Consider the following 24,406-nt stretch of genomic DNA (forward strand, 5'->3'; position numbering starts at 1 on the left):
ACCGGTAGGGCTGTCAGGACCTCAGGTGTAGGCGGCGGGCGGCTTCGGCGATCGAGCCGGAGACCGAGGGGTAGACGGTGAAGGACTGGGCCATCTGGTCGACCGTCAGGCGGGCGCCGACGGCCAGTGAGATCGGGTGGATGAGTTCGCTGGCGCGGGGGGCGACGACCACGCCGCCGACGATGATGCCGGTGTTCGGCAGGCAGAACAGTTTGACGAAGCCGTCGCGGTTGCCCTGCATCTTGGCGCGGGCGTTGTCCCGGAGCGGCACCTTGACGACCATCGCGGTACTGCCGCCGGCGTCGAGTACCGCCTGGGTGAGCCCGACGGTGGCGATCTCGGGGGCGGTGAAGACGTTCGACGAGACGGTCGACAGATCCAGCGGCGCGACCGCGTCGCCGAGCGCGTGAGACATCGCGATCCGGCCCTGCATGGCGGCGACGGAGGCCAGCATCAGTACGCCGGTACAGTCGCCGGCCGCGTACACGCCGCGGGCCGTAGTACGGGAGACCCGGTCGGTGGTGACGAACCCGCCGTCGCCCAGCGACACGCCCGACTCGACCAGGCCCATGTCCTCGGTGTTCGGCAGCGATCCGACCGCGAGCAGCGCATGCGAGCCCTCGACCGTGCGGCCGTCGGTCAGCGTCACCAGGACACCGTCACCGTGCCGCTTGACCGACTCGGCCCGGGACTTGCCCAGGACGGTCATCCCGCGGCGCTTGAAGACGTCCTCCAGTACCTCCGCGGCGTCCTTGTCCTCGCCCGGCAGCACCCGGTCCCGCGACGAGACCAGCACCACGTCGCTGCCCAGCGCGTCGTACGCGCTGGCGAACTCGGCGCCGGTGACACCGGATCCGACCACGATCAGCCGCTCGGGCAGCTCCTCGAGCTCGTACACCTGCTCCCAGGTCAGGATCCGCTCACCGTCGGGCTCGGAGCCCTTGAGCACGCGCGGCCTTGCCCCGGTGGCGATCAGCACCACATCTGCGTCCAGCCGCTCGTCGCCGACGACGACGGTCTCCGGGCCGTCGAGGCGGCCGCGGCCGTTGATCACCCGGATCTTGTCGTCGGCCAGCCGCCGGCTGATCCCCGCCGACTGAGCCGCGGCCAGCGCCTTGACCCGTTTGTTGACGACGGAGAGATCGACACGCACGGAGTTCCGCGGATCGTCGTCCCCGTCCTCCACCCGGACGCCGAGCTGCCCGGCCTCCTCGACCTCCGTCATCACCTCGGCGGTGGCGATCAGCGTCTTGCTCGGGACGCAGTCCGTGAGCACGCACGAACCGCCGATCCCGTCGGAGTCGACGACCGTCACCTCCGCCCCTAGTTGGGCGGCCGCACTAGCCGCTTCGTACCCGCCTGGACCGCCACCGATGATCACAACTCGCGCCACGAGAGGCCATTGTTCCGTATCCTGTGACGTCGTGACCCTGTACGCCGCGTTTGCGTCGAATCTGGACCCGAACCTGATGGCCGAGCGGTGCCCGTACTCCCCCCTGCGCGGGACCGGGTGGATCGTCGGCTGGCGCCTGACCTTCGGGGGTGAGGAACTCGGCTGGGAGGGCTCGATGGCGACCGTCGTCGAGGACCCCAGCGACCCGACGAACCAGGTTTTCGTCGCCCTGTACGACGTCAGCCCGAAGGACGTCGAGCGGCTGGACGAGTGGGAGTTCATCGACCAGGGCGTCTACCGCAAGATCCAGGTCCGGGTACAGACCCTGGACGGCGAGCAACTGGCCTGGATGTACGTCCTCAACGCCTACGAGGGCGGCCTCCCCTCCGCCCGCTACCTAGGCATCCTCGCCGAGGCAGCCGAGGCCGCCGGCGCCCCCGACGACTACGTGGCAGACCTCAGAGCTCGCCCCTGCCAGTCCTCGGGCCACTGAAGCCCCACGCGCCCTCCGCTCCTCCGTCGCTCCAGTTCCGAGCGCTCCCACCCACCCAGTGCGCGGCTCCTCCGTCGCCGCTGAGTGAAAGCAATGCGATCGACCCGCCACGCCGAGGTGAACGGTCGACCGCTCGGCACTTCGCACCATGCCCCGCTCGGCACCTCCCACCGTGGTCCGGGCGACCCCTCGGCACCTCCCACCGTGGCCCCGGGCGACCCCTCGGCACTACCCACCGTGCCCTGGCGACCGCTCCGCACTTCCCACCATGCCCCGGTCAACCACGCGGTGGCGCACGGCCCGGCGCCTGCGCCAAGCCTTCATGGCGCCCGACCGCGCGACCGCGCCGGATTGACCATGTGGTGGCGCCCGACCCCGGCGAGCCCGCCGGGCGACCCGCCGCACTGAGGTGCGGGTGACCCGCTTGGTGCTGCCGGCCGTGCCCGGTGGAACACGTAGTGGCGCATGGGCCGGACGCCGGCAGCGCGGCGTCTGAGGCCGGGGGTTGTGACGGGTGGGCGGCTGGGGATGGGCAGGTGCTCGGGTGTCGTGCTCGGTGGAGGTCGGGGCTGGTCTACTGGGCGGTATCGTGCGGGCGTGACCGTCAACGATGCCGTTCTGATTCGTACTGCTGCTCAGGCCTGGCTGGCCGAGGACCCTGATCCCGACACGCGCGCCGAGCTCCAGGCGCTGCTGGACTCCGGCGCGGAAGCCGATGCCGAGCTGGCTGACCGGTTTGCCGGGACCCTCGAGTTCGGTACTGCGGGGCTGCGCGGCGCCGTCGGAGCGGGGTCGAACCGGATGAACCGGGTCGTGGTGATCCGGGCCGCAGCCGGGCTGGCGGCGTACCTGAAGGCGAACGGGCTGACCGACGGGCCGGTGCTGATCGGGTATGACGCCCGGCACAAGTCGGACGTCTTCGCTGAGGACACGGCAGCGGTGATTCGCGGTGCCGGGCTGGATGCCGTCCTGCTGGACCGGCCGACCCCGACTCCCGTGGTGGCGTTCGGGATCCGGCATCTGAAAGCGGTTGCCGGGGTTGTCGTGACTGCCTCGCACAACCCGCCGCAGGACAACGGGTACAAGGTCTATCTCGGGGACGGGTCGCAGATCGTGCCGCCGGCCGACAGTGAGATCGCGGCGGCTATTGAGGCTGTCGGGGCGCTGGCTTCGGTACCGCGTGGGGATGACTGGCAGACGGCCGGCGATGACCTGCTGGACGCGTACCTGGATCGGATCGCGACGCTGGTACCTGCCGATGCTCCTCGAGAGCTGAATGTCGCCTACACGCCGCTGCACGGGGTTGGGCGGTTGCTGGTCGAGGCGGCTGTCGCGCGGGCTGGGTTCACCGCGCCGTCGGTGGTGGCGTCGCAGGCTGATCCGGATCCGGACTTTCCGACGGTGTCGTTCCCCAACCCGGAGGAGCCGGGGGCGATCGACGCGGCTTTGGAGTTGGCCCGGTCCGTCGGGGCCGACATCGCCGTGGCCAACGACCCAGATGCTGATCGCTGCGCTGTCGCAGTACCGGACCCTGCTGCCGATGGCGGCTGGCGGATGCTCCGCGGGGACGAGCTCGGTGCCCTGCTCGGCGAATTCCTGCTCTCGTCACGTCCGTCCGGCGTCGCCGCCTGCTCGATCGTGTCGTCATCCCTGCTGGGCAAGATCGCCGCGGCGTACGACGTCGCCTACGCGGACACCCTCACCGGCTTCAAGTGGATCGGCCGGGTACCGGATCTCGTCTTCGGCTACGAAGAAGCCCTCGGGTACTGCGTAGATCCTTCAGCGGTAAAGGACAAAGACGGCATCTCCACCCTCATCCGGGTGCTCCAACTGGCCGCCGGAGCCAAAGCCGCCGGCCGCACTCTGCTAGACCTCCTGGACGACCTGGCCAAGAAATACGGCCTCCACGCCACCGACCAGCTGGCAGTCCGCGTCGAGGACCTCAGTCTGATCACCGCGGCGATGGAACGCCTCCGTGCGACTCCACCCACCTCTCTGGGCGGCCACACCGTCGACCGCACAGAAGACCTCAGCGAAGGCACCGAAACCCTGCCTCCCACCGACGGCCTCCGCTACACCTTGTCCGAAGGTGCCCGCGTCGTAGTCCGCCCCTCCGGCACAGAACCCAAAATCAAGTGCTACCTAGAGGTCGTCATCCCCGTCGCAGGCGATGACGTGCCAGCAGCCCGGCTCCGAGCTGCCACCGAACTCGCAGACATCAAACAAGACCTCGCCACCGCCGCCGGCATCTAGCACGCGTCCCACCCCGTACGCCGCCTTGCGGCAGCAAACACACTGAAAGGCGAAATCCTCGCAAGCCCCAGCCTGCTGGCTGAGCGAGCGCGCTATGAACCAACCGCAGGCTTCGGAGCGCCGCGGGCGATTCGACCAACCCCAGGCTTCGGAGCGCCGCGGGCGATTCGACCAACCCCAGGCTTGGGGACTCCGCGGGCGATTCGCCTTCCATTCAGCGTGCTTGCTGCCGCAAGGCAGCGGACACGATGGCTGGCAAGCAAACAACTGACTGAGGGCTCCCGGTAGTGCGGGAGCCCTCAGTCAGTTGAAAGCCTGGATGTCAGCTGGTGGCGGGTCAGCTGGTGAGTGCTGCGGCTTCGGCTTGCTCGGCTCGTAGGGAGCTCTGCAGGGAGGAGTGCAGGATCTTGAGGGTGCTGGTGGACTGCATCAGCGCCTCGCGCTCGTCCGGGTTGCGGTTGGCCAGCGTGGTGATCTCGTGGATGCTCGCCTCGATCCGCGCGATCCGGTCGGCGACGGTGCCCTCGAGGCTGCTGGCCCGGCGGACCGCGTCCGAGGTGACGGTCCAGACGTCTTCCTTGTCGTTGGTACGCCGCGACAGGTCGACCATCTGGCCGAGAGCGGCCAGATCGCTGTCGATCTGCGCGCGCTCCACCGGCGTGGTGATACCGGCCGTTCCTTGCCGCAAGCGGGTGACGTGACCGGACAGCTCCGACCAGCTGCACTTGCCGCTCTTGATCTTGTCCAGCACCTTTGTGTACTCGGTGTTGAACTCGTCGTAGTTCACGATCCTTGACTCCTGCCGTTCGTGGGTCGACCAAGACTGTAAGGCGTGCGGACCCGAAACACGGTAACCACACGATCGCAGATCGTGAACGTGTCGGCCAAATTGCAACACAAGACCGGATCAAACAAAAGCCGCCTGGAACGAGAACGCGTTCCAGGCGGCTTGGTTACTCGGGGATCACCCCTAGATTGTGTCAGTCGGGTCAGGAGACCCGGCTGGAGACCGCGTTGAAGGTGTTGCAGTACTTCGCGTACGTCGCCGAGCTGCTGGCGTTGAAGCCGGCCGTCGACCAGAAGTTGTGGTTCGCGAACGAGCCGTGGTCGCGCGGGTAGCCCTTGATGTCGCCGGAGTGCGAGACGACGTACTTCCACTGGGTGTAGAGCGCGCCGCTCATCGGGTAGTAGCGCTTGTTCGCGCCGATCATCGCCGAGCCGAGGCAGGAGGCCTGCAGCTCACGGCGGCGGCTCTCCTCCAGCTTCGCGGCGCTGCCGGAGACCGCGTACTGACGGCTCCAGGAGGCGCTCAGGATGCCGGTCATGTACTGCACGTGGTGGCCGTACTCGTGCGCGATCGTGTTGGTCGCGTAGGCGCGGGCGTAGACCGCGTTCTGCTTGTAGAAGTTGACCACGTAGGCGCCCGGGATGTAGATCTCGGCCTTGCTGCCGTGACCGCAGTAGTACGACGTCGGCTGGCTGATGACGCCGCAGTACGTCTTCGCCCGGGAGGTGTACATCACCAGGGTCGGCTTGATGTGGTAGTTCGCGCCGACGGCCTTCAGCGTCGGCGCCCAGGCGGCCCACATGCAGTTGACCATCGTCTGGTCGTAGGCCTTGACCGCGTTGGAGGTGGTCAGCGGGCCACGGACCTCCTTGCACTTCGACGCGGCGATCGCGCCGGTCTTGTACAGCTTGTTGTTCTTCACGATCGCCGTGTCCGAGGCGTACGACTTGATGCTCGGCTGCGTGCTGAGCGCCTTCGCCTGGGGCTCGGCGGCGATGCCGGCCTCCGAGGCGACCGGCTGCGGCACGCCACCCGCGGCCTGGGCGGCCTGGGTCGGTACTGCGAGGGCTGCGAACCCGGCGACGGCGGCGGCGCCGGCCAGAACACGCAGGTTCTTGCTGGAGAGGTTGAACATGGGCTCCACTCTCGGTGAATCGGGGGACCTTGCGGTGACCATCCTGGCGACCTTGAGGTTCACCTGGCGACGGACACGGGACTCGGACGCTACCGATCCGGACGAAGTTCCCCTAATCCCGGATTTTCTCGCCGAGGAAGGCGAGTTGCGCACCCAGCATGCGCCGCCAGTAACCGGCCGTGTGCGCTCCGGCCTGGAGCCCACCAGCAGCGGTCACCTCGGTACGCAGGTCCCGGACCGCGTCGGCGAACGGGTCGTCCCGCCCACAATCGATGCGCAGGGCAACATCTTTGAAGTCGGCCGCACGCCCGAACACCTGGTTGCGCTGGAAGTCGTCCACCCCGTCATAAGCACCGCTCGCGGCCTCAGAAGCCTTGTGCCACAAGGCCGGACTCATCGCGCCGGCCGCCGCGACCCGCTTCGCACTCTGCTCGGCCGCCAGCAGCAGAGCGCCGTACCCACCCATCGACCACCCCAGTACTCCGAACCGCTCCGTGCGCAGCCCGAGTTTCTTCAGCAACGGCAGGAACTCAGTCATCAGCATCCGCGCCGGGTCGTCGCCGGACGCGCGCCGATGCCAGTAGCTGTCGGCTCCCCCGTCGACAGCCGCGAGCGCGAAGGGCGCAGTACCGGCTTGTACTGCGGCTGTGAGGTACCTGTCCGCGTTGAGGTCGTTGATGGCCGACGTGTGGTCTCCACCACGTCCATGCAGCATCAGTACGACTGGTAGCGCCACATCGGGATCGGCACCGTGCGGGTACATCACTGTCCAGCCGACGGTTGTGCCCCGAGCCGCCGAAGCGAAGCTGCCGGACTCCACCGCACCCGGCGGGACGTCAGGAGCCACGCCGTCTTCGCCAGTAAGGCCCAGTACCCCGTGCAGCCGCCCACGACCCGGTACTACGCCTGCCTCCACCAGCCCCACCCCGCTGGCTCCAGCAACTGCGACCGCGGCCCCTCCGACCAGCAGGCTCCGCCGGGACAGGTAACGACTCATCTGCGCATCATGACCGCGCCGAGGGTCGATCAGCGGAGGAGCTGGGCCACCAGGGCGATGACGGCGAGTACCGCGGCGATGATCAGCTCGGGACGGGCCCAGGTGGTGACGATCTCGGCGTCGGCGGAACCCGTTCCGCCGTACATGTTCTTGTGGTAGTCGATCCGGTCGACGACGAACTCCGCCCGCGACATCGAGTTCTCCGACTTGAGCTTGCTCGTCCGGCCGGCCCGTTGCTTGCGGATGTCGCGCATCACCAGCTGGACGCCGGGGCAGCGCAGCCTGCGGTCCTCGGTGTGGACGCGGAGGATGTCGGTCACGTCGACGTCGGTGATCTTGTTCCACGGCACCGCGTGGTCGCGCAGATGGTTACGGATCAGCAGGTTCTCGGGGCGCAGCGTGACGGACGGGCGGAACAGGCCGACGTACGCGGCGAGCACCACCAGGCCGATCACGCAGGCCGACACCAGCCCACCGAGCGTGCGCCACTCCGCCGCGATGTCGATCACGCCGAGCGCGCCGATCACCATCACCACGACCGCGGTGATCCGGTTCGACTGCGACAGGTACTGCTCGTTCTCCAGGGACTTCGAATTCACCCCGTCAAGGTAGCCGCCCGATGTCCACAGGCCCACATTCGGCCGCGAACGGGCGGGCCGAAAGCGGATTAGACTGCCGAGCGTGACCACTACCGACACTGGCGTCGACAGTCTCGCCGACGTGACCTCGTCCGAGGACCGGCTGCGCCGGTTCCTGCTGGGCCTGCCGGGCGTCGACCAGGTCGGCGCCGAAGCCCGGGCGGCCGCGCTGAGCACCCGGTCGATCAAGACCACCGCGAAGGCGTACGCGCTCGATCTGGCCATCCAGATGATCGATCTGACCACGCTGGAGGGCTCGGACACCCCGGGCAAGGTGCGGGCACTGTGCGCGAAGGCCAAACGGCCGGACCCGGCCGACCCGACGGCGCCGCAAGTGGCCGCGGTCTGTGTCTACCCCGACCTGGTGGCGACGGCGAAGTTCGAGCTGCGCGGCACCGGGATCAACGTGGCCAGTGTCGCCACCGCCTTCCCCAGTGGGCGTTCCAGCCTCGCGATCAAGGTGCAGGACACCAAGGACGCGGTGGCCTCGGGCGCCGACGAGGTCGACATGGTGATCGACCGGGGCGCGTTCCTGTCCGGGCGGTACGGGCTGGTCTTCGACGAGATCGCCGCGATTCGCGAGGCCGCCGGTGAGGCACACCTCAAGGTGATCCTGGAGACCGGCGAGCTGGTCACCTACGACAACGTCCGGCGGGCGTCCTGGCTGGCGATGCTGGCCGGCGCGGACTTCATCAAGACCTCCACCGGCAAGGTCTCCCCGGCGGCGACGCTGCCGGTGACCCTGGTGATGCTGGAGGCGGTCCGCGACTACCACGAGGCCACGGGGCTGCACATCGGCGTCAAGCCGGCCGGCGGGATCCGGACCGCGAAGGACGCGATCAAGTACCTGGTCACCGTCAACGAGACGGCCGGCTCCGACTGGCTCGACCCCGAGCTGTTCCGCTTCGGCGCGTCCAGCCTGCTGAACGACCTGCTGATGCAACGCACCAAGCTGGCCACCGGGCACTACCCGGGTCCCGACTACTTCACGCTGGACTGAGGGCATTGAGCAGATTCGAGTACGCACCCGCGCCGGAGTCGCGCGCGATCGTCGACATCAAGTCGTCGTACGGGTTGTTCGTCAACGGCGCCTTCGTCGAGGCGACCGACGGCAAGCCGTTCAAGACGGTCAGCCCGGCGTCGGAGGAGGTGCTGGCCGAGGTCAGCGAGGCCGGCCCGGCTGACGTCGACCGAGCGGTCCGCGCCGCCCGCAAGGCCTACGAGAAGGTCTGGGGCCCGATGCCCGGCCGCGACCGCGCGAAGTACCTGTACCGGATCGCGCGGCTGATCCAGGAGCGATCGCGTGAGCTGGCCGTGCTGGAGTCGCTGGACAACGGCAAGCCGATTCGCGAGTCCCGCGACGTCGACCTGCCGCTGGTGGCCGCGCACTTCTTCTACTACGCGGGCTGGGCGGACAAGCTCGAGTACGCCGGTGCCGGCGCCGACCCGCGGCCGCTGGGTGTCGCTGCGCAGGTGATCCCGTGGAACTTCCCGCTGATGATGCTGGCGTGGAAAATCGCGCCGGCGCTCGCGGCGGGCAACACCGTAGTACTGAAGCCCGCTGAGACGACGCCACTGACCGCGCTGGCCTTCGCGGAGATCTGCCAGCAGGCCGACCTGCCGCCGGGCGTGGTCAACATCATCACCGGCGCGGGTCGTACCGGGCAGGCGCTGGTCGAGCACGAGGGTGTCGACAAGGTCGCCTTCACCGGCTCGACCGCGGTCGGCCGCTCGATCGCCAAGTCGGTCGCCGGCACGCCCAAGAAGGTGACGCTGGAGCTCGGCGGCAAGGCGGCGAACATCGTCTTCGAGGACGCCCCGATCGACCAGACGATCGAGGGCATCGTCAACGGCATCTTCTTCAACCAGGGCCACGTCTGCTGCGCCGGTTCGCGGCTGCTGGTCCAGGAGAGCGTGTACGACGAGGTGCTGGCGCGGCTGAAGCGCCGGATGTCGACCCTGCGCGTCGGCGACCCGCTGGACAAGAACACCGACATCGGCGCGATCAACTCGGCCGAGCAACTGGCCCGGATCCGCGAGCTCTCGCAGATCGGCGAGGACGAAGGCTCCGAGCGCTGGTCGCCCGAGTGCGAGCTGCCGGCGCAGGGCTTCTGGTTCCCCCCGACGGTCTTCACCGGTGTCTCCCAGGCGCACCGGATCGCCCGCGAGGAGATCTTCGGGCCGGTGCTGTCCGTGCTCACCTTCCGTACCCCGCAAGAGGCGGTCGAGAAGGCGAACAACACGCCGTTCGGGCTGTCCGCCGGGGTCTGGACCGAGAAGGGCTCGCGGATCCTCTGGATGGCGAACCAGCTCCGGGCCGGCGTCGTCTGGGCCAACACGTTCAACCGCTTCGACCCGACCTCGCCGTTCGGCGGCTACAAGGAGTCGGGCTACGGCCGCGAGGGCGGCCGCCATGGCTTGGAGGCCTACCTTGCCCACTAAGGATTCTTCTAGGCTTGATGTCCGCAAGACCTACAAGCTGTACGTCGGCGGCGCGTTCCCGCGCAGCGAGTCCGGCCGGTCGTACGTCGTGTCCGATGCCAAGGGCAAGTTCCTGGCGAACGCGTCGCAGGCCTCCCGCAAGGATGCTCGCGACGCCGTCGTTGCCGCCCGCAAGGCCTTCGGCGGCTGGTCCGCCCGGACCGCGTACAACCGTGGGCAGGTGCTGTACCGCATCGCTGAGGTGATGGAGGGCCGGCACGAGCAGTTCAGCTCAGAGGTCGCAGCATCCGAGGGGTTGTCGATCAGCAAGGCCCGCGCGGTCGTCGACGCGTCGATCGACCGCTGGGTCTGGTACGCCGGCTGGGCCGACAAGCTGGCCCAGGTGGTCGGCTCGAGCAACCCGGTGGCCGGCCCGTACTTCGACTTCTCCTTGCCTGAGGCAACTGGTGTGGTCGCGGTGCTCGCGCCGCAGGACTCCAGCCTGCTCGGCCTGACCAGCGTGATCGCACCGGCCATCGTCTCGGGCAACACGGTGGTGGCGGTGACGTCGTTCGAGCGGCCGTTGCCGGCGGTGACGCTGGGCGAGGTGATGGCGACTTCCGACGTACCGGGTGGTGTGGTCAACATCCTCACCGGCTCGGCGACGGAGATCGGCCCGTGGCTGGCCTCGCACTCCGACGTCAACGCCATCGACCTGGCCGGCATCACCGACCCTTCCGAGGCCACGGAACTGGAGGCCGCATCAGCCGAAAACCTCAAACGAGTCCGCCGCCCAGCCGAAGAAGACTGGACGGAGTCGCCGGGGTTGTCCCGACTCACGCAGTACCTGGAATTGAAGACGGTCTGGCACCCGATCGGTCTGTGAGTGATGCTGCTGTGGAGCGGCGACGGCGCCTGGCGCGCCGAAGCCGTTCAACTTGAGTTGAGTTCGGATCGGTTGAGTGCGACCGGGACGCAGTTCGGGGCTGATCCGCTGCCGTATCGGGCGGACTACGAACTGGAGACCGGTGCGGGCTGGGTGACCCGGCGGCTGCATGTCGACGCCGCGGGGGACGGGTGGAGCCGCTCACTAGAACTGCTGTCGGACGAAGCGGGTCAATGGACCTGTACCTCGTCGGTAGAGGGCGAGGTGGACCTGCCGGTGCCGGGTGGCAATCTCGCGGCGGTGAGTGGCGCGTTGGACTGCGATCTGGCCTTTTCGCCGTTGACGAATCTCATGCCGGTGCTGCGGCACGACCTGCATCGGCAGGCGGGGACCGTCGACTTTCTGATGGCTTGGGTGTCGTTGCCGGATCTCGCGGTGCATGCTTCACCGCAGCGGTACGAGGCGCTGGGTTCTGATGAGAGCAGTGCGCTCGTGCGGTACATCGGCCTCGACAGCGACTTCGTTGCCGACCTCCAACTCGATGCCGACGGCCTGGTAATCCACTACCCCGGCATCGCCACCCGCTTGTAGCTTGTGCGCATGCTGTTTGCGCGCAAGGTGATTGCCGGGGACCGGGTCGCTGTCGTCTCGCCGTCGGGCGGATTGCCGGAGGTCTTTCCGGGCCCGTACGACCTCGGGCTGGAGCGGATTCGCGAGTTCGGACTTGTGCCGGTGGAGTATCCGACCACCCGGAGGCTGAACACCACTCCCGAGGAACGCGCCGCCGACCTGCACGCGGCCTGGAGCGATCCGTCGATTCGGGCGGTGATCGCCTCGATCGGTGGGGACGATCAGCTCACGGTGCTCAAGCATCTCGACCCGGACGTCTTCCGCGCCGACCCGAAGCCGTTCTTCGGGTACAGCGACAACACCAACCTGCTCAACTTCCTTTATTCGCTGGGGATCCCGGCCTATCACGGCGGCAGCGTGATGGTGCAGTTCGGGCGCGGTGGGGCGATGCACCCCGACACCGAACGGTCGCTGCGGGCGGCCCTGTTGGGCTCGGGTGACTTCGAGCTGACGCCGGCGGCCGGGTGGACCGACCAGGATCGCGACTGGGCCGAGCTCGCCAATCTCGGCTCCGAGCCAGAGCTCTTCGCCGGCACCGGGTGGAGCTGGCACAGTCCGCGGACCGCGGTGACCGGGCGGCTGTGGGGTGGTTGTCTGGAGATCATCGAGTGGCAGCTCGCGGCCAACCGCTGGATGCTGCCCGTCGAGGAGTACTCCGGCATTCTGTTCCTGGAGACCTCCGAGGAGATGCCGTCCGCCGACGAGGTGTACCGGATGCTGCGGAACCTCGGCGAGCGTGGACTCCTGGCTCGCTTCGAGGCCGTTCTCTGGGGCCGCCCGAAGAGCTGGTCGCTCGATCGCCGATCGACTCCGGAGGAGTCAGCCGCCTTCGTCGAGGCGCAGCATGCCGCGGTTGGGCGGGCGCTGGCGGAGTACAACCCTGATGCCCTGCTCGTCACGGGGCTCGACATCGGGCACACCGATCCGCAGCAGGTTCTCCCGTACGGCGGTACCGCGAGCATCGACCCCGTGGCTCAGCGCATCTCGGTCACTTACTGAGCTTGGCCGTCGCTGCCTGGGTCCGGGCCTGGGCCTCGGGGGTGTAGGCGTCGCCGAAGTCCTCCGCCTCGAAGATCTGGCGGAGGTCGACGCCGCGGGAGTTGCCCATGTCGGCGTCGAGGCAGCGCTCGGCCCAGGCGATCGCCTCCTCCTTCGAGGCGACCTGGATCAGGCAGTAGCCGGCGATCAGTTCCTTGGTTTCGGTGAACGGACCGTCGACGACGCGGTGCTTGCCTTCGTGGATCTCGAGCCGGATCGCCTTGGAGCTCGGGTGCAGGCCGTCGCCGCCGATCAGCACGCCCGCCTCGGCCATCTCGGCCATCAGCGAGGTCATCGCGGTGATGCTTTCCTCGCTCGGCATCGCGCCGGCTTCGTACTCGTCGGTGCCTCGAAACGTCATCATGTAGCGCATAGCGGGCAGGTTAACCGACGCGCGGGTTAGCGGATCTGGGTCCTGGACAGCGTCGGGTTGGTGTCGGGATAGCAGGCGACCGGCGACTTGATGGTGATGAACTTCCACTTGATCGCTGCCGTGAGGGTGAGGCCCGGGTCGTCGAAGCTGGTGCCCTTGAGGCTGGTCTTCACCACGCGACCGCTGGCGCCGGCCTTCAACCGGACGGAGAGGACCGGCAACTGGTACGCCGATCCGCCTGGCACCGGGCCGCCGAGGTGGATCGTGATGATCCGGCCGGAGTGCTCGAGGGTGGGCGTGGAGCCGAGGCCCGAGCCACCGATCAGGCGGCCGCTGATGAACCAGGTGTTGTTGGGGACGGGAATCCGAAGCGTCAGGTCGCGGACCTCTTTGAGCTTGAACCCCCTGACCTCTGCCGGCAACGATCCCGGCTTCAGCTCGACCGCGATGGTGAAGCCGGATCCGGCTTTGACGCTCGCCGGGGCCTTCGCATTCACCGCCTGCTTGAGGCTGAAGGTGTGCTTGCCGAACTTGGTGTCCGCTCGGCAGGCGTAGCTCGCGGTCGGCGCGGCAGCGGGTTGCGCCACCGGCGACGCGGCGGCCGGAGTACCGGCCGCCAGTACTGCGATGGCGAGGATTGATGACTTGCGCAGCTTGGTGGTGATGCTGTGAGTAGTCATATGACTACCGTACGGAGTCGCCTGAGGTTTGGCTTGGGTTGTCTCGGCTGGTGGTCAGCGGCCGACGAAGTACCAGGCTGCGGCGCCGGCCAGCAGGAACAGGAGTGGGAGCGAGGTGTAGAGCCAGCGACGGCCGCGGCGGCGTCGGGTGGGTGATTGGGCGACCGTGGTCGGGACCTGGTCGACGTCGTTGAAGGTCGTGCGCTGGGCGGCGAGCTTCGGGGCTTCCTGCTCGAGGCGGTAGGCCTCGGCCTCCAGCCGCTCAGCCAGGGTGTCGGCGCGGTTCCAGCGGTCGCCGACCCGGTACGCGAGGGTCCGGGCGAGGATCTCGTCGATCTCGCCGATCGAGTCGTGCAGCAGCGGTCGCAGGCTCGGCGGGTCGATGTCGGGGTCGCGGGCCAGTACGTCGGTGATGGACGACGCCACGAACGGCGGCCGGCCGGTCATCAGCGCATAGGTCACCGCGCCGACGGCGTACACGTCTGCTCGCTCGTCGAATCCGCCGTCGCCCCGACCCTGCTCCGGAGCCATGTACGACGGGGTGCCGACTGCCTGGGTCAGGCCGGATGCCTCCGCTGCGCGTTTCGCCAGGCCGAGGTCGGCCAGCACGATCCGGTGGGTGCCGCCGCCTGATTCGAGCCCTGAGGACGGTCGGAGCAGCAGGTTGGCAGGGGTGATGTCGCGGTGCACGACTCCCTCCTCATGGAGGGCCGCTACGGCTCGGGCCAGGTCGGCGCCCCACCAGAGGGCGTCGGCGGGCTCCAGAGGTCCATGCGAGAGCACTTCGGCGAGTGAGCCGCCGTCGACGAAGTCCATTACGAAGTACGGGCGGCCGTCGGGCAGTTGACCGAGGTCGAACACCCGTACCACCCGGTCGCTGGCGATCCGGCGCATCAGCCGGGCCTCGGACAGGAAGCGCTCGCGGACGTCCGCACGGGACGCCCAGTTGTCGGCGAGCACCTTCACGGCGACGTCCACGTCGAGGTCGTCGTCGTACCCTCGCCAGACCGTCGCGAAAGCGCCTGCGCCGATCTTCGACTGCAGCCGGTAACGTCCGATGACATCCATCGGGGCTATTGTCGGGGACTGCAGGGATCAAGGCGACTACCAACGCCTCGGCGAGTGTGCCGCGGCGAATCTGGGGGAGCATGAACGAGGAGCTGGAAGAGCTCGCGGCCCGCGCGTCGCGTGGCGACGAGAGCGTCATCCCCGAGCTGCTGCAGGCGATCCGCCCGCAGGTACTGCGCCGGGTCTCGAAGTTCCTGCCCTACCGGGAAGATGCCGAAGAGGCCGCGCAGGACACGCTGATGACGGTGGCGACCAAGATCCACATGTTCAAAGGCACCGGCAGCTTCGCCGGCTGGCTGACCGTGGTCGCCACCAACTGCGCACGGCAGACCTATCGCTCCCTGAAACGCCGCTCCGTCGAACAGTCCGCCGAAGTCCTCCCCGAAGCGATCGACCCCCGCACCACCTCGGTAATAGCCGGCTCCCGCCTGGACCTCCTAGAGGCCCTCGAGTCCCTGGAAGCCAGCCACCCCCAGCTGGTCCAGCCGCTGGTCCTCCGCGACCTCGGCGCCATGTCCTACGCCGAAATCGCCGAAGAACTCGCCGTCCCCCTGGGCACCGTCAAAGCCCGAATCCACCAAGCCCGCAAACAGGTAGCAGCCCACCTAACAGTCCGCTGACCACCCCCGAAGCAACTCCGCACTGACAGGCGACGCCACTCCCGCACTGAGGGACGACTCACTCACGCACTGACAGGCGAAGCCCGCTGCTCCCCCACTGACAGGCGAAGCCCGCTCCGCACTGGGAAGCGACCCTGCTCCCGCGCTGGGAGGCTAAGCCGCTCCCGCGCTGGGAGGCGAAGCCGCTCCCGCGCTGAGGCGGAGCCTCGCCTCACGCCGAGTGCACTGCTTCACCCCACGCCGGGTGCATTGCTTCACCCAGCGCTGGGTGCTCTGCTTCACCGCACGCTGGGTGCGCTGCTTCAGCTCGCATCTGCCGGCCGTGGCTGCTTGCGCCAGGCTGACGGTTGGCCGGTCCCGGGCGACTTGCGCCCGGGACGACGGAGTACCGACTAGCGGAGACGGCCCTGCCGTTGGGCTCCTGGGTCGATGGTGGTGATCTTCGTCTGTGCGAGCGCCGGGTTGGGGGCGACGCCCATCCAGGTCTGCAGGATTTGGGTGGCCTCGGCTCGTTGAGCAGCCGGCAGGCCGGTGATGCTGGAGCCGTGGTTGCCGGCCGGCTGGGTGTACCAGTGCGAGTCGCGCGTACCCGGCCCCGGCTCGAACTTCTCCGCGCTCCACGGGTCGTTCTCGCCGTAGACGAACAGCATCCGGCGCCCCGACGTCTTCAACCACCGGTCCACGTCGGCCATCGCGTACGGCTCGTGCTTCGGCTCGATCGAATCCGGTACGGCGGCCGGCGCGTCGCCCGCCTCGCGGTAGTGCAGCAGTCCCTTCAGCCAAGTCGTCTTGCTCGCCACGTCCGGCCAGTTCAGCTGCTGCGTCGCCTGGTAGTAGTACGGGAGGAAGTCCGCGGTGCCCTCATCGGAGTAGAACTCCCAGCCCGAGATCTGATCGATGAAGTCGAACAACTGCTGATCGGTCGCCGCCGCCGTTCCCGGCACCTGCGGGCAGCTCGCCTGCGTGCTGTACTGCCAGAAGGCGAACGGCGTGTCCAGTACGGCCGCCTCGAACGCCCGGTCGACCGTGCCGAAGGTGTCCTCGTACGTCAGGCCCTTCTGCGTCGCCAACTCCTTCAGCTTCGCCACCATCGTGGGCCTGCGCAGCAACGTGTTCCGTTGCATGTTGCGCAGGGCGAGGTTGCAGGCCGGGTCGGTGCCGGCGTCCTGGATGAAGGAGATGTACGTGTCGTGCCGGTTGTTCACATCCTGCGGCGCCACGTACGCGACCGTCGCGTCGACGTCGTTGGGGTAGAAGCGCCGGTGGTAGACCGATGTCATACCGCCCTTGCTCGCTCCGGTGGAGACCCACTTCCCGGCGTACAGGGCCTTCTTGAATGCCTGGACGATCTCGTGGTGGTCGGTCGCCGCCTGCCAGATGTTGAGCTTGGTCCAGTCCTGGCTGGCCGGCTTCGAGGTGTTGAAGAAGCGCTGCTCGACGTTCAGCTGGTTGCCGTCGACGAGACGCGTCGGCTCCGAGGTGAACGCGCCGCCGACACCGCCGTACCCGGTCGTGTGCAGGACGGTCGGCCGGTCGAAGCCGCGGTGCCACAGGGTGACGCGCTGCTCGAACTTCTCCCCGCGCGGCTTGCGGTGATCGGCCGCCTGCGTGTACCAGAGCACGAAGAACGGCTTGCCGTTCACGAGGCTGCTGCTCTCGATCCGCAAGCCCGGAATCGCTTGCAGCTTGGCCGTCACCTCGGCGACAGGATCAGCAGCCGGAGTCACCGCCCCTTGTACTGCGGGCGCGGCCGTCGCTGTGGTGAGCGCGGACCCCGCGATCAGGGCAGCGGTCAGAACAACCACCGGCAGACGGGCAAAGCGGCGCATGGGCGGACTCCTCGGTGTGGGGCGGCACTGCTGAGCAGCCTAAACGCCCCCACCGACAACTTCGAGGGCTTGACAGGTACGGTGCGCGCATGTGCAGAGCGGTGAAGTGCAAGGCGTGTGGGAAGACGACGTGGGCGGGCTGCGGGCAGCATGTCGCGCAGGTCAAGCAGAGCGTGCCGGCCGAGGACTGGTGCGCCGGACACCCCAAGGAAGCCGGTTCAGGCCTGTTCGCGCGGTTCTTCCGCCGCTGATCTTTGACCGCCGACCTCTGACTGCCAACCTCTGACTGCCGACCTCTGGCGTCAGCCGAAGGTTCGGCGGAAGGCGACCGCGCGGCGGAGGTCGTCGGTGTGGTCGGCGGTGGCGCGGCGGATGCTCGGGGCAACGGTTTCGTCGGCGATCAGCGCGTCGGCTCGCTCGATCACGATTTCGTCGATCGCGTACTTCGGAAAGATCCTGCTGACCGGACAACTCCTTCACGCCGACCGTGCCGTCCATCATGACCCGTTGCCAGGCGTCTCCTTGCCGTAGATGCCTAGCCGGACCAGGCGCAGTACGAGGGACCAGCGGAGGTCCGTGTAGACCTGCAGCGGGCATGCCATAGACGCTACTTAAGCCGGCGGCAGGCCGCGGCGTTCCCGCTCGTGCCGCAAGTACAAGCCCGCTGCCGTCGACACGCTCGTCAGCAACCAGACCCCGACCCCAGCATCATCAGCCACCCCGATGACCGGCAGGAACTCCGGCAGGATGTCGATCGGCGAAACCAAGTACACCAACGCCAACACCCACAGGGCTTTCTGCCCGCCCGACACCGCCGTATACCCCTCAGCCTTGGCCGCCCGCAACATCCGCGGCAACGCCCGGGCCCGCTCGAACACATCCCCCACCGGCACCGGTTCCCCACGCGCAGCCTTCCGCCGCCGAGCCGCCCGCCGCAACAACCCAACCCCCACAAAACCAACACCCACCGCGAGGAACACGCCCCCAACCCCCGCCGCAGGCAACCCGACAACATCAGCGTCCCGAAACACCAACGTCGCCAACCCCATCAACCCCAGCAACCCACCGAAGAACACCATCCCCCAACAGTAAAGCCCCACGCGCCCGCCGCTTCCGTTCCTCCGTCACTCCAGCCACCGGCCGCTACCACAACGTCAGTCCAGAAAGGTCCAGTCGAGTCCGACGTAGAGCGACACTGCCACGACGACGATCAGTGCGAACGTCAACTGAGCAATCGCTGATCTCTTGTCCCGCGCCTTCACCTTGAGCTGCTCTGCCTTGGGCAGCCGGCGGAACTGCTTGCCCTTCATCAGATGGATGTCGAACATCAAGGACGGATCTCCCAGTGTCACCACCAGGATCAGGGCTGACAGCAGCGCCGAACCGTAGAACATGCTGTCGAGACTCGTACCAGCTATCAGGCCTCGGACGAAGAACCCCAAGGTCGACAGCACCACAGCACCGATCACCACGACGCTGTCGACCCGGCTACCTCGCGACTTGACCGCGGCCAGCACCAGATACACCAGCCAGACCGCCACGAAGACGACGAGTGGGATCACCGGCAGCACCCTAGTCCTGACCGCCTCCCGCGTGCACCACGTGAAGTGGCTCTGCGGACGAAAGTCCCTGCCGTCATCGAGCGGATGCGACTCGTTCCAGGGTGCACGCGCACACTGAAGATCAGCATCAGACAGACCGGCCGGACAGCGTCAGCGGTCGTCGTCGGGGGTCCGCTTTCGCTCGTTGAGCTTGACGATCACGCCGGTCAGGACGAGTGCGACCAGCAAGAACAGCCCGATGGTTCCCATCAGCGGACTGTGGAGGCCCATGCCCACCACCATGAACAGCGTCCATGCGCCGAGGCTGAGGCTGTACCACTCGCCGATGTTGTGGCGGTCGAACAGGACGAGGTTGAGGATCACGGCACCGACGAACAGGCCGGTGCCCCATCCGGATTCGAGGAAGTCTTTCATCGGCCGGTGCCGATGGCGCTGAAGGCCATGTGGTCCCTCCGGGGTGCCGAGGTGGAGTCGACTGGATGATAGCGGCGTGAACAGATCACGGAGCTTCGTCGTGGATCGGGATGGGTGGGACGACGCCGAGATCGTCGAGGCGTGCCGGCTGGTGCTGGAGGTCCTGCAAGAAGCCGCGACCGGGTACGAGACCGACATACCGATCGACGATGCCGACTGGCCTGTGGAGGTGGTGGCGGCGGCTGAGGTACTGCGCGGAGTCGCCAGGCGAGTTGGGCGGGTCGAGAAGGGCGGGTATGCGCAGACCGGCGTGGTGCGGGTGGGTCCGGCATCGGCGGAGGGCCTTGATGCGAGTTGGGCGGCGTTTGTGACGTTTGCGCCTTTTGCTTACGACGCCGGCGTTTGGGGGGACGCGGGAGAGCTGGTGTCGTTGGCTGACGAAGGGCAGTCGATCGCTGTGCGCTTGGACGAGGATCAGGCGGAGGCGGTTGGGCGGGTGATCGGGGCGGCGCGGTTGGTACCGGTGAAGGAGTGGCGGGCGGTGCGGAGACAGCGGCGCAAGGAGCGGCGCGGGTCAGGGGGTGGTGGCGGCTTGGCGGATGTGGGTGGCTAGGGCTGTTATGGGTGGGGTGAGTGGGGTGGGGGCGTAACAGATGAGGTGGGAGCGGGTGGCCCAGGGGTCTGTCAGGGGGCAGATGTCTAGGGCGGGGTTGCCGGCTACTGAGCGGAGAGGGGCCACGGCTAGGCCTGCGCCGGCGGTGGCGAGGGTTATGAGGGTGTGGAGAGTGGGGACGAGGGTGCGGTAGCGGGGAGCCGGGGCGTGGGGGCCCAGGCGGCGGTCCATCCAGGTGCGGAGGGTGGAGCCTAGGTCTAGGCCGATCATGGGGTGTTCGGCGACTTCGGCGTACGACATGGCGGTCCGGCCGCTGAGGAGGCCGCCTGCGGGGCCGATGACGACCAGGGAGTCGTCGACGAGGGGTTCGGTGCGCAGGGTGGTACCGGTGGTTTCGTCGTCGTCCAGGACGATGCCCAGGTCGGCTTTGCCTTCGGCGAGGAGGCGGAGGGAGCGCGGGGTGCGTTGCTCGGAGACGGTGACGTCGTGCTCGGGGTACTCGCGCAGGAAGGACGCCAGGGCGGCCGGGACTACCCGGTGCATGGCTGAGCCGCCGGAGACCAGTACGAGTGGGCGGGAGCGGGCGGCGGTGTAGCTCGCGACGGCGCTGTCCAGGCGGGCGGTTTGGGCCAGTACTTCGCGAGCGTGGCGAGCGAGCGTGGTACCAGCGGGAGTTGGGCGCACCCCACGCCGTTCGCGGATCAGCAGCGAGACCCCGGCGTGGGACTCCAAAGCTCTGACCCGTGCACTGGCCGAAGGCAGGCTCAGGTGCATCTGCACTGCTCCGGCCGTGATCGAGCCTTGGTCCACCACATGGACAAACAACCGCAGGTCGTCCAGGTCATAGCGCATACAGATCAGCCTAAGTCCTAGCCAGAGGCTGACTGAGGCAAAAACGCATTGTGCTCCTTACCCGGGCTCCCTGATGCTCGGTAGGTGACCACGCTGCTGATCGTCCTGCTCGCCGGGATCGCAGCGGGCGCGCTCAACTCGGTCGGCGGTGGCGGGAGCTTCGTCGCGTTCCCAGCGCTCGTCGCGGTCGGGGTCGGCGCGGTCACCGCCAACGCGGCAACCACCGTCGCGCTGCTGCCAGGCGGGCTGGCCAGCCTCTGGGTCTACCGCCGCGATCTCGAACCACTCCCCAGTACTTCGATCCGCGTACTCACCTGGACCAGCGTGGTCGGCGGCGCGCTGGGCGCAGTACTGCTGTTGACGCTGCCGTCCGAGTCCTTCGATGCGGTCGTCCCGTGGCTGCTCGCGTTCGCCACCCTGGTACTCGCCTTCGGCCGGCGAATCGCCAAGTCACTCAAGACGACGATCGCGGGACGCCCGACGATCGTGGCCGGCCAGCTGGTGCTCTCCATCTACGGCGGGTACTTCGGTGGCGCCTCGGGACTCATGATGGTGGCGTTCTGGAGTATCGCCGCGAGCATTGACCCCGGCCGCGTGAACCCGTTGCGGATGGCCCAGATGGCGGCCATCTACCTCACCGCGGCCATCGTCTTCCTGGCCGCCTCGGACGTGCTCAGTGAATCGCTCAAGCTGCTCCTGATGCTCACCGGCGCGATCCTCGGCGGCTTCGGCGGCGCTACCCTGGCCCGCAAACTGCCCACCCCGGTACTGCGGGGAATCGTGGTGACGTCGGCGGCCGCGATGACCATCGGCTACTTCCTGGTGAACCGATGATCACCGAGGACTCGCTGGCCCGGCTCGCGATCGCCTGGGAGGCCTGCCAGCTCGCCGAATCGGCCCGCAGCGCTGTCACGGTCCAGGGCGATCCGGTCGCGCAGGCGAACGAAGTACTGGCCGCTGCCGAACGCTATGCGGCTGCCGTCCACGCTTTCACCTGCGAGCAGGCGACCGGCGCAAGGATCAGCTGGCAGTTGCCGGAGGCCCCCGAAGAGGCAGCGGAGGACCTCGACGACTGGGTCCTCCGGCACGCCGACGGCGAAGATCCGGGCGCCGCGCCCATCTCGGGAAACTTGTAGCCGAGAGCAACAAAAGCAGCACGCGGCCTCAGTCGATCAGGCCTTTGACGATCGTCGTCATCCGGTCGACCGGGATCGCGAAGCCGATGCCGATGTTGCCGGCGCGAGACGTCGTGCCCAGGGTGGCGATGGCGGTGTTGACGCCGACCACCTGACCGGCCGAGTTCACCAGCGGGCCACCCGAGTTGCCGGGGTTGATCGCCGCGTCGGTCTGGATCGCCGACTGCCGGTTGCCGTTGTCGCCGAACCGCGCCTGCCGGTTGACGGCGCTGACGATGCCGGCCGTCACCGTTCCTTCCAGCCCGAGCGGTGAGCCGACCGCCAGTACCGGGTCTCCGACGTGCAGCTCCGAGGACCGGCCGAGCGTGAGCGAGCGCAGTCCCTCGACGTTGCCGCTGACCTGGAGTACGGCGAGGTCGTTGTCCGTGTCGACGCCGATGATGCTCGCGTCCACCGATCGGCCGGTGGACAGGACCAGTGACACATCGCTCGCTCCCTCCACCACGTGGGCGTTCGTCACCACATGTCCTTGCTGGTCGATCGCGAATCCCGAACCGGTCGCCCGGCCGGCCCGCACGGAGACGACTCCCGGCAGGACACTCGCCGCGGCCGTAGCGATCGACCCCTGCTGAGCACCAGCCGACGGTGCTGCCGCCTGCGGCAACTCGACCGGTGCGCTCGCAGTTGGCGAGTCACCCCATCCCCCTGTCACAGCACCCGCTAGACCGCCGGCCAGGATCGATAGGGCGATGCCGGCGGCCAGTACTCGACCAGTACGTCGTACAGGAGCCGTCACCCCGGCCGGAGGGGCCGCGGCCGGAGAGGGGGTTGCCGACTGGGCGGCGGCGGCCGGGGTGACGGGGAAGGGGACGCCCGGTGGCGGCGCGGGTACAGGCGCATCGGGCGGCGGGCCGGGCTGGTAGTGCGGGCCGCGGAAGGGGTGGCCTAGATGAGGGCTCATGCGAGGGCTCCTTAGGGCAGCCGCGAGAACCAGAGCAGCGACGCCAGACCGGCCAGTAGTGCGACCGCCAAGGCGATACCCGCCACCAGGTTGGTGATCTCGCGTTCCTCAGTGGTCCAGCCGATCGACGACTGGAGGTCGGAGTAGACGGAGCGCAGTTCCTCGTCGCTCTCCGCGGAGTAGAAGGAACCGCTCGTGGCGTCAGCCAGGGCGCGGAGCGAGTCGGCGTCGGCTGGGACCGGTACGTCGCGGCCGTCGAGGTTCACCGTGCCCTGCGGGGTGCCGTAGGCGATCGTGGAGACCGGTACGCCGGCCTGCGCCGCTGCCTGTGCTGCCTCGTCGATCGGGCGGCCCGAGGTGTTGCCGCCGTCGGACAGCAGCACGATCCGGGTCGGTGGCGGGTCGGTTGCCGCGTCTGCGTCAAGGTTCTTCACCGCGTCCAGGCTGGTCATGACCGCCTCACCGATCGCGGTGCTGTCCGTCAGGGTGAGCCGCTTGAGCGCGTCGACTGTGGCTTGGTGGTTGGTGCTCGGTGGAGCGACGATGTTCGCAGTACGGGCGAAGGAGACGAGGCCGACGTTGAACTGCTCGGGGAGGCTGTTCACGAAGTCGGTCGCGGCGCTCTTGGCGACCTCGAACCGGTTCGGCTCGACGTCGGTCGCGGCCATCGAGTTGGAGATGTCCATCGCGACGACGACGGTGGCGCGTTCGCGCGGTACGCGGACGTCGGTCACCGGGCGGGCGATCGCGATTGTCAGCACGGTCAGGGCCGCGAGGAAGGCGAGGGCGGGTGCGTGGCGGCGCCAGCCCGGGCTTTTCGGGGCGACCTTCTCGAGCATCGGGAGGGTCGCGAAGCGTACGGCGTACTTGCTGCGGCGGCGTTGCGCTGCGATGTAGGCCACGACCAGAGCCGCGACGATCAGCAGCAGCCAGAGCCACAGCGGTTGCTCGAACTTCATCGGATTCCGGTCCTCCCTCTCGGTGTTCGCCGGGTGCTGACCCGCTTCCGCGCGGTCGCGAAGGCGGCGACGTCGCGGACCCAGTCCGTGTCCGTACGCAGGACAAGATGAGCCGCGCCGGCTGCACGGATCGCCTCCGCCGTCTGTTCCCGGTGCTCCCGCATCGCCACGGCATACCGCTCCCGCAAACGCTTCTTGCTTGTCTGTACTTCCCGCCGCCGCCCGGTCTCCGGATCAACCAGCGTCAGCAGCCCAACCTCAGGCAACTCGAGCTCCCGCGGATCAAGGATCTCCACAGCAATCACCTCGTGCCGCGCACTGAGCCGCCGCAGGGCGTCAGCCCAGCCCGCGCGGGCGAAGCCCGACGCGGACGTGCCGGGCGCGGACGTGCCGGGCGCGGACGTGCCGGGCGCGGGGAGCGCGCGCTCCCACCCTCCAGCGAGACGCCGCCAGGCGTCGGCCCGCGCCGGGTCGGCGCCGTCTCGGCGCCCTCCACCTCCGCGGGGGGCCCCCCCCGGGCCCGGGGGGGGGGGGGGGGCGGGGGGGGGGGGGGGGGGGGGGGGGGAGGCCCCCCCGCCCGGGGGGGGGGGGGGGGGGGGCCCGGGGGGGTGCTTGAATTTGAGGGAGCGGGCGACCCGGGGGGGCGGCCCCCACCACAGCGCGGGAAC

At 68.4% G+C, this 24,406-nt stretch carries 29 protein-coding genes; 12 read left to right on the plus strand and 17 right to left on the minus strand.

Features of this window, described 5'->3' with window-relative positions:
* Positions 1-13 precede the first annotated feature (13 nt).
* On the minus strand, positions 14-1,393 hold the full coding sequence (locus ACIA12_RS40035; RefSeq protein ID WP_396372698.1) for an NAD(P)H-quinone dehydrogenase: 1,380 nt from the start codon (positions 1,391-1,393) through the stop codon (positions 14-16).
* A 31-nt stretch (positions 1,394-1,424) separates the two neighbouring features.
* Here ACIA12_RS40035 and ACIA12_RS40040 point away from each other — a divergent pair, with 31 nt between their 5' ends.
* Together ACIA12_RS40040 and ACIA12_RS40045 are read left to right on the plus strand one after the other, a co-directional pair.
* Positions 1,425-1,886, plus strand: coding sequence for a gamma-glutamylcyclotransferase (locus tag ACIA12_RS40040; protein WP_328334469.1), 462 nt, complete (start codon positions 1,425-1,427; stop codon positions 1,884-1,886).
* Between the two features lie 597 nt (positions 1,887-2,483).
* Positions 2,484-4,139, plus strand: a complete 1,656-nt coding sequence (locus ACIA12_RS40045; protein WP_396372699.1) for a phospho-sugar mutase — start codon at positions 2,484-2,486, stop codon at positions 4,137-4,139.
* A gap of 337 nt (positions 4,140-4,476) precedes the next feature.
* Here the strand turns inward: ACIA12_RS40045 and ACIA12_RS40050 are convergent, their stop codons facing one another.
* From ACIA12_RS40050 to ACIA12_RS40065, 4 genes are all read right to left on the minus strand, one after another.
* Positions 4,477-4,926: a hypothetical protein gene (locus ACIA12_RS40050; protein WP_396372700.1), complete on the minus strand. Its 450-nt coding sequence runs from the start codon at positions 4,924-4,926 to the stop codon at positions 4,477-4,479.
* Between the two features lie 202 nt (positions 4,927-5,128).
* Positions 5,129-6,061 (minus strand): neutral zinc metallopeptidase, encoded by a 933-nt coding sequence (locus ACIA12_RS40055; protein WP_396372701.1) that lies wholly within the window; start codon positions 6,059-6,061, stop codon positions 5,129-5,131.
* 112 nt (positions 6,062-6,173) lie between these two features.
* Positions 6,174-7,058: an alpha/beta hydrolase gene (locus tag ACIA12_RS40060; RefSeq protein ID WP_396372702.1), complete on the minus strand. Its 885-nt coding sequence runs from the start codon at positions 7,056-7,058 to the stop codon at positions 6,174-6,176.
* A gap of 29 nt (positions 7,059-7,087) precedes the next feature.
* Positions 7,088-7,657: a PH domain-containing protein gene (locus ACIA12_RS40065; protein ID WP_396372703.1), complete on the minus strand. Its 570-nt coding sequence runs from the start codon at positions 7,655-7,657 to the stop codon at positions 7,088-7,090.
* Between the two features lie 82 nt (positions 7,658-7,739).
* Between ACIA12_RS40065 and deoC the strand changes: the two genes are divergently transcribed.
* The 5 genes from deoC to ACIA12_RS40090 are packed head-to-tail and all read left to right on the plus strand — an operon-like array spanning position 7,740 to position 12,632.
* Positions 7,740-8,696 carry a deoxyribose-phosphate aldolase gene (gene deoC, locus ACIA12_RS40070; RefSeq protein ID WP_363819308.1) on the plus strand — a complete coding sequence of 319 codons (957 nt, stop codon included), beginning with the start codon at positions 7,740-7,742 and terminating at the stop codon, positions 8,694-8,696.
* Positions 8,697-8,701: 5 nt separating this feature from the next.
* A complete protein-coding gene (locus ACIA12_RS40075; protein ID WP_396372704.1) occupies positions 8,702-10,138 on the plus strand; it encodes an aldehyde dehydrogenase family protein in 1,437 nt (478 codons plus the stop codon).
* Positions 10,128-11,003 (plus strand): aldehyde dehydrogenase family protein, encoded by an 876-nt coding sequence (locus ACIA12_RS40080; RefSeq protein ID WP_396372705.1) that lies wholly within the window; start codon positions 10,128-10,130, stop codon positions 11,001-11,003. The genes ACIA12_RS40075 and ACIA12_RS40080 overlap by 11 nt, the downstream gene beginning before the upstream one ends.
* Before the next feature lie 3 nt (positions 11,004-11,006).
* Positions 11,007-11,594 carry a putative glycolipid-binding domain-containing protein gene (locus ACIA12_RS40085; protein WP_396372706.1) on the plus strand — a complete coding sequence of 196 codons (588 nt, stop codon included), beginning with the start codon at positions 11,007-11,009 and terminating at the stop codon, positions 11,592-11,594.
* 9 nt (positions 11,595-11,603) lie between these two features.
* A complete protein-coding gene (locus tag ACIA12_RS40090; RefSeq protein WP_396372707.1) occupies positions 11,604-12,632 on the plus strand; it encodes a S66 peptidase family protein in 1,029 nt (342 codons plus the stop codon).
* Here the strand turns inward: ACIA12_RS40090 and ACIA12_RS40095 are convergent.
* From ACIA12_RS40095 to ACIA12_RS40105, 3 genes are read right to left on the minus strand one after another with little or no spacing between them, the layout of a single operon-like run.
* Positions 12,622-13,044 (minus strand): YciI family protein, encoded by a 423-nt coding sequence (locus ACIA12_RS40095; RefSeq protein WP_396372708.1) that lies wholly within the window; start codon positions 13,042-13,044, stop codon positions 12,622-12,624. The genes ACIA12_RS40090 and ACIA12_RS40095 overlap by 11 nt on opposite strands.
* Before the next feature lie 26 nt (positions 13,045-13,070).
* The gene (locus tag ACIA12_RS40100) at positions 13,071-13,724 is read right to left on the minus strand and encodes a hypothetical protein (RefSeq protein ID WP_396372709.1); all 654 of its coding nucleotides are present in this window, start codon (positions 13,722-13,724) and stop codon (positions 13,071-13,073) included.
* Positions 13,725-13,778: 54 nt separating this feature from the next.
* Positions 13,779-14,792, minus strand: a complete 1,014-nt coding sequence (locus ACIA12_RS40105) for a serine/threonine-protein kinase (RefSeq protein ID WP_396372710.1) — start codon at positions 14,790-14,792, stop codon at positions 13,779-13,781.
* Positions 14,793-14,872: 80 nt separating this feature from the next.
* Here ACIA12_RS40105 and ACIA12_RS40110 point away from each other — a divergent pair, with 80 nt between their 5' ends.
* Positions 14,873-15,412, plus strand: a complete 540-nt coding sequence (locus tag ACIA12_RS40110) for an RNA polymerase sigma factor (protein ID WP_396372711.1) — start codon at positions 14,873-14,875, stop codon at positions 15,410-15,412.
* 392 nt (positions 15,413-15,804) lie between these two features.
* On the opposite strand, the gene ACIA12_RS40115 is transcribed toward ACIA12_RS40110, so the two are convergent.
* Positions 15,805-17,241, minus strand: coding sequence for a S28 family serine protease (locus ACIA12_RS40115; protein WP_396372712.1), 1,437 nt, complete (start codon positions 17,239-17,241; stop codon positions 15,805-15,807).
* Between the two features lie 89 nt (positions 17,242-17,330).
* Here ACIA12_RS40115 and ACIA12_RS40120 point away from each other — a divergent pair, with 89 nt between their 5' ends.
* Entirely contained in the window at positions 17,331-17,492 is a 162-nt protein-coding gene (locus tag ACIA12_RS40120) for a hypothetical protein (RefSeq protein ID WP_396372713.1), read from the plus strand.
* A 51-nt stretch (positions 17,493-17,543) separates the two neighbouring features.
* Here ACIA12_RS40120 and ACIA12_RS40125 read toward each other — a convergent pair whose 3' ends face one another.
* The 4 genes from ACIA12_RS40125 to ACIA12_RS40140 all read right to left on the minus strand — a co-directional run bounded on the left by ACIA12_RS40125 (position 17,544) and on the right by ACIA12_RS40140 (position 19,217).
* Positions 17,544-17,666: a hypothetical protein gene (locus ACIA12_RS40125; protein WP_396372714.1), complete on the minus strand. Its 123-nt coding sequence runs from the start codon at positions 17,664-17,666 to the stop codon at positions 17,544-17,546.
* A gap of 186 nt (positions 17,667-17,852) precedes the next feature.
* Positions 17,853-18,320, minus strand: a complete 468-nt coding sequence (locus ACIA12_RS40130; RefSeq protein WP_396372715.1) for a YkvA family protein — start codon at positions 18,318-18,320, stop codon at positions 17,853-17,855.
* A 75-nt stretch (positions 18,321-18,395) separates the two neighbouring features.
* Positions 18,396-18,803, minus strand: coding sequence for a hypothetical protein (locus ACIA12_RS40135; protein WP_396372716.1), 408 nt, complete (start codon positions 18,801-18,803; stop codon positions 18,396-18,398).
* Between the two features lie 150 nt (positions 18,804-18,953).
* A complete protein-coding gene (locus ACIA12_RS40140) occupies positions 18,954-19,217 on the minus strand; it encodes a hypothetical protein (protein WP_396372717.1) in 264 nt (87 codons plus the stop codon).
* Positions 19,218-19,293: 76 nt separating this feature from the next.
* Here ACIA12_RS40140 and ACIA12_RS40145 point away from each other — a divergent pair, with 76 nt between their 5' ends.
* On the plus strand, positions 19,294-19,830 hold the full coding sequence (locus tag ACIA12_RS40145; RefSeq protein WP_396372718.1) for a hypothetical protein: 537 nt from the start codon (positions 19,294-19,296) through the stop codon (positions 19,828-19,830).
* On the opposite strand, the gene ACIA12_RS40150 is transcribed toward ACIA12_RS40145, so the two are convergent.
* Positions 19,792-20,682, minus strand: coding sequence for a LysR family transcriptional regulator (locus tag ACIA12_RS40150; RefSeq protein ID WP_396372719.1), 891 nt, complete (start codon positions 20,680-20,682; stop codon positions 19,792-19,794). The two genes, ACIA12_RS40145 and ACIA12_RS40150, sit on opposite strands and share 39 nt — an antisense overlap.
* An 84-nt stretch (positions 20,683-20,766) precedes the next feature.
* Here ACIA12_RS40150 and ACIA12_RS40155 point away from each other — a divergent pair, with 84 nt between their 5' ends.
* Positions 20,767-21,516 (plus strand): sulfite exporter TauE/SafE family protein, encoded by a 750-nt coding sequence (locus ACIA12_RS40155; protein WP_396372720.1) that lies wholly within the window; start codon positions 20,767-20,769, stop codon positions 21,514-21,516.
* Positions 21,513-21,818: a hypothetical protein gene (locus ACIA12_RS40160; protein ID WP_396372721.1), complete on the plus strand. Its 306-nt coding sequence runs from the start codon at positions 21,513-21,515 to the stop codon at positions 21,816-21,818. Before ACIA12_RS40155 ends, ACIA12_RS40160 begins: the two co-directional genes overlap by 4 nt.
* Positions 21,819-21,846: 28 nt before the next feature.
* Here the strand turns inward: ACIA12_RS40160 and ACIA12_RS40165 are convergent, their stop codons facing one another.
* The 3 genes from ACIA12_RS40165 to ACIA12_RS40175 are packed head-to-tail and all read right to left on the minus strand — an operon-like array spanning position 21,847 to position 24,034.
* Positions 21,847-22,779 carry a trypsin-like peptidase domain-containing protein gene (locus ACIA12_RS40165; RefSeq protein WP_396372722.1) on the minus strand — a complete coding sequence of 311 codons (933 nt, stop codon included), beginning with the start codon at positions 22,777-22,779 and terminating at the stop codon, positions 21,847-21,849.
* Positions 22,780-22,790: 11 nt separating this feature from the next.
* Positions 22,791-23,738 carry a VWA domain-containing protein gene (locus ACIA12_RS40170; protein ID WP_396372723.1) on the minus strand — a complete coding sequence of 316 codons (948 nt, stop codon included), beginning with the start codon at positions 23,736-23,738 and terminating at the stop codon, positions 22,791-22,793.
* Positions 23,735-24,034, minus strand: coding sequence for a hypothetical protein (locus ACIA12_RS40175; RefSeq protein ID WP_396372739.1), 300 nt, complete (start codon positions 24,032-24,034; stop codon positions 23,735-23,737). Before ACIA12_RS40175 ends, ACIA12_RS40170 begins: the two co-directional genes overlap by 4 nt.
* Between the last annotated feature and the right edge of the window lie 372 nt (positions 24,035-24,406).

The organism is Kribbella sp. NPDC051620, assembly GCF_044453825.1.
Lineage (GTDB): Bacteria > Actinomycetota > Actinomycetes > Propionibacteriales > Kribbellaceae > Kribbella.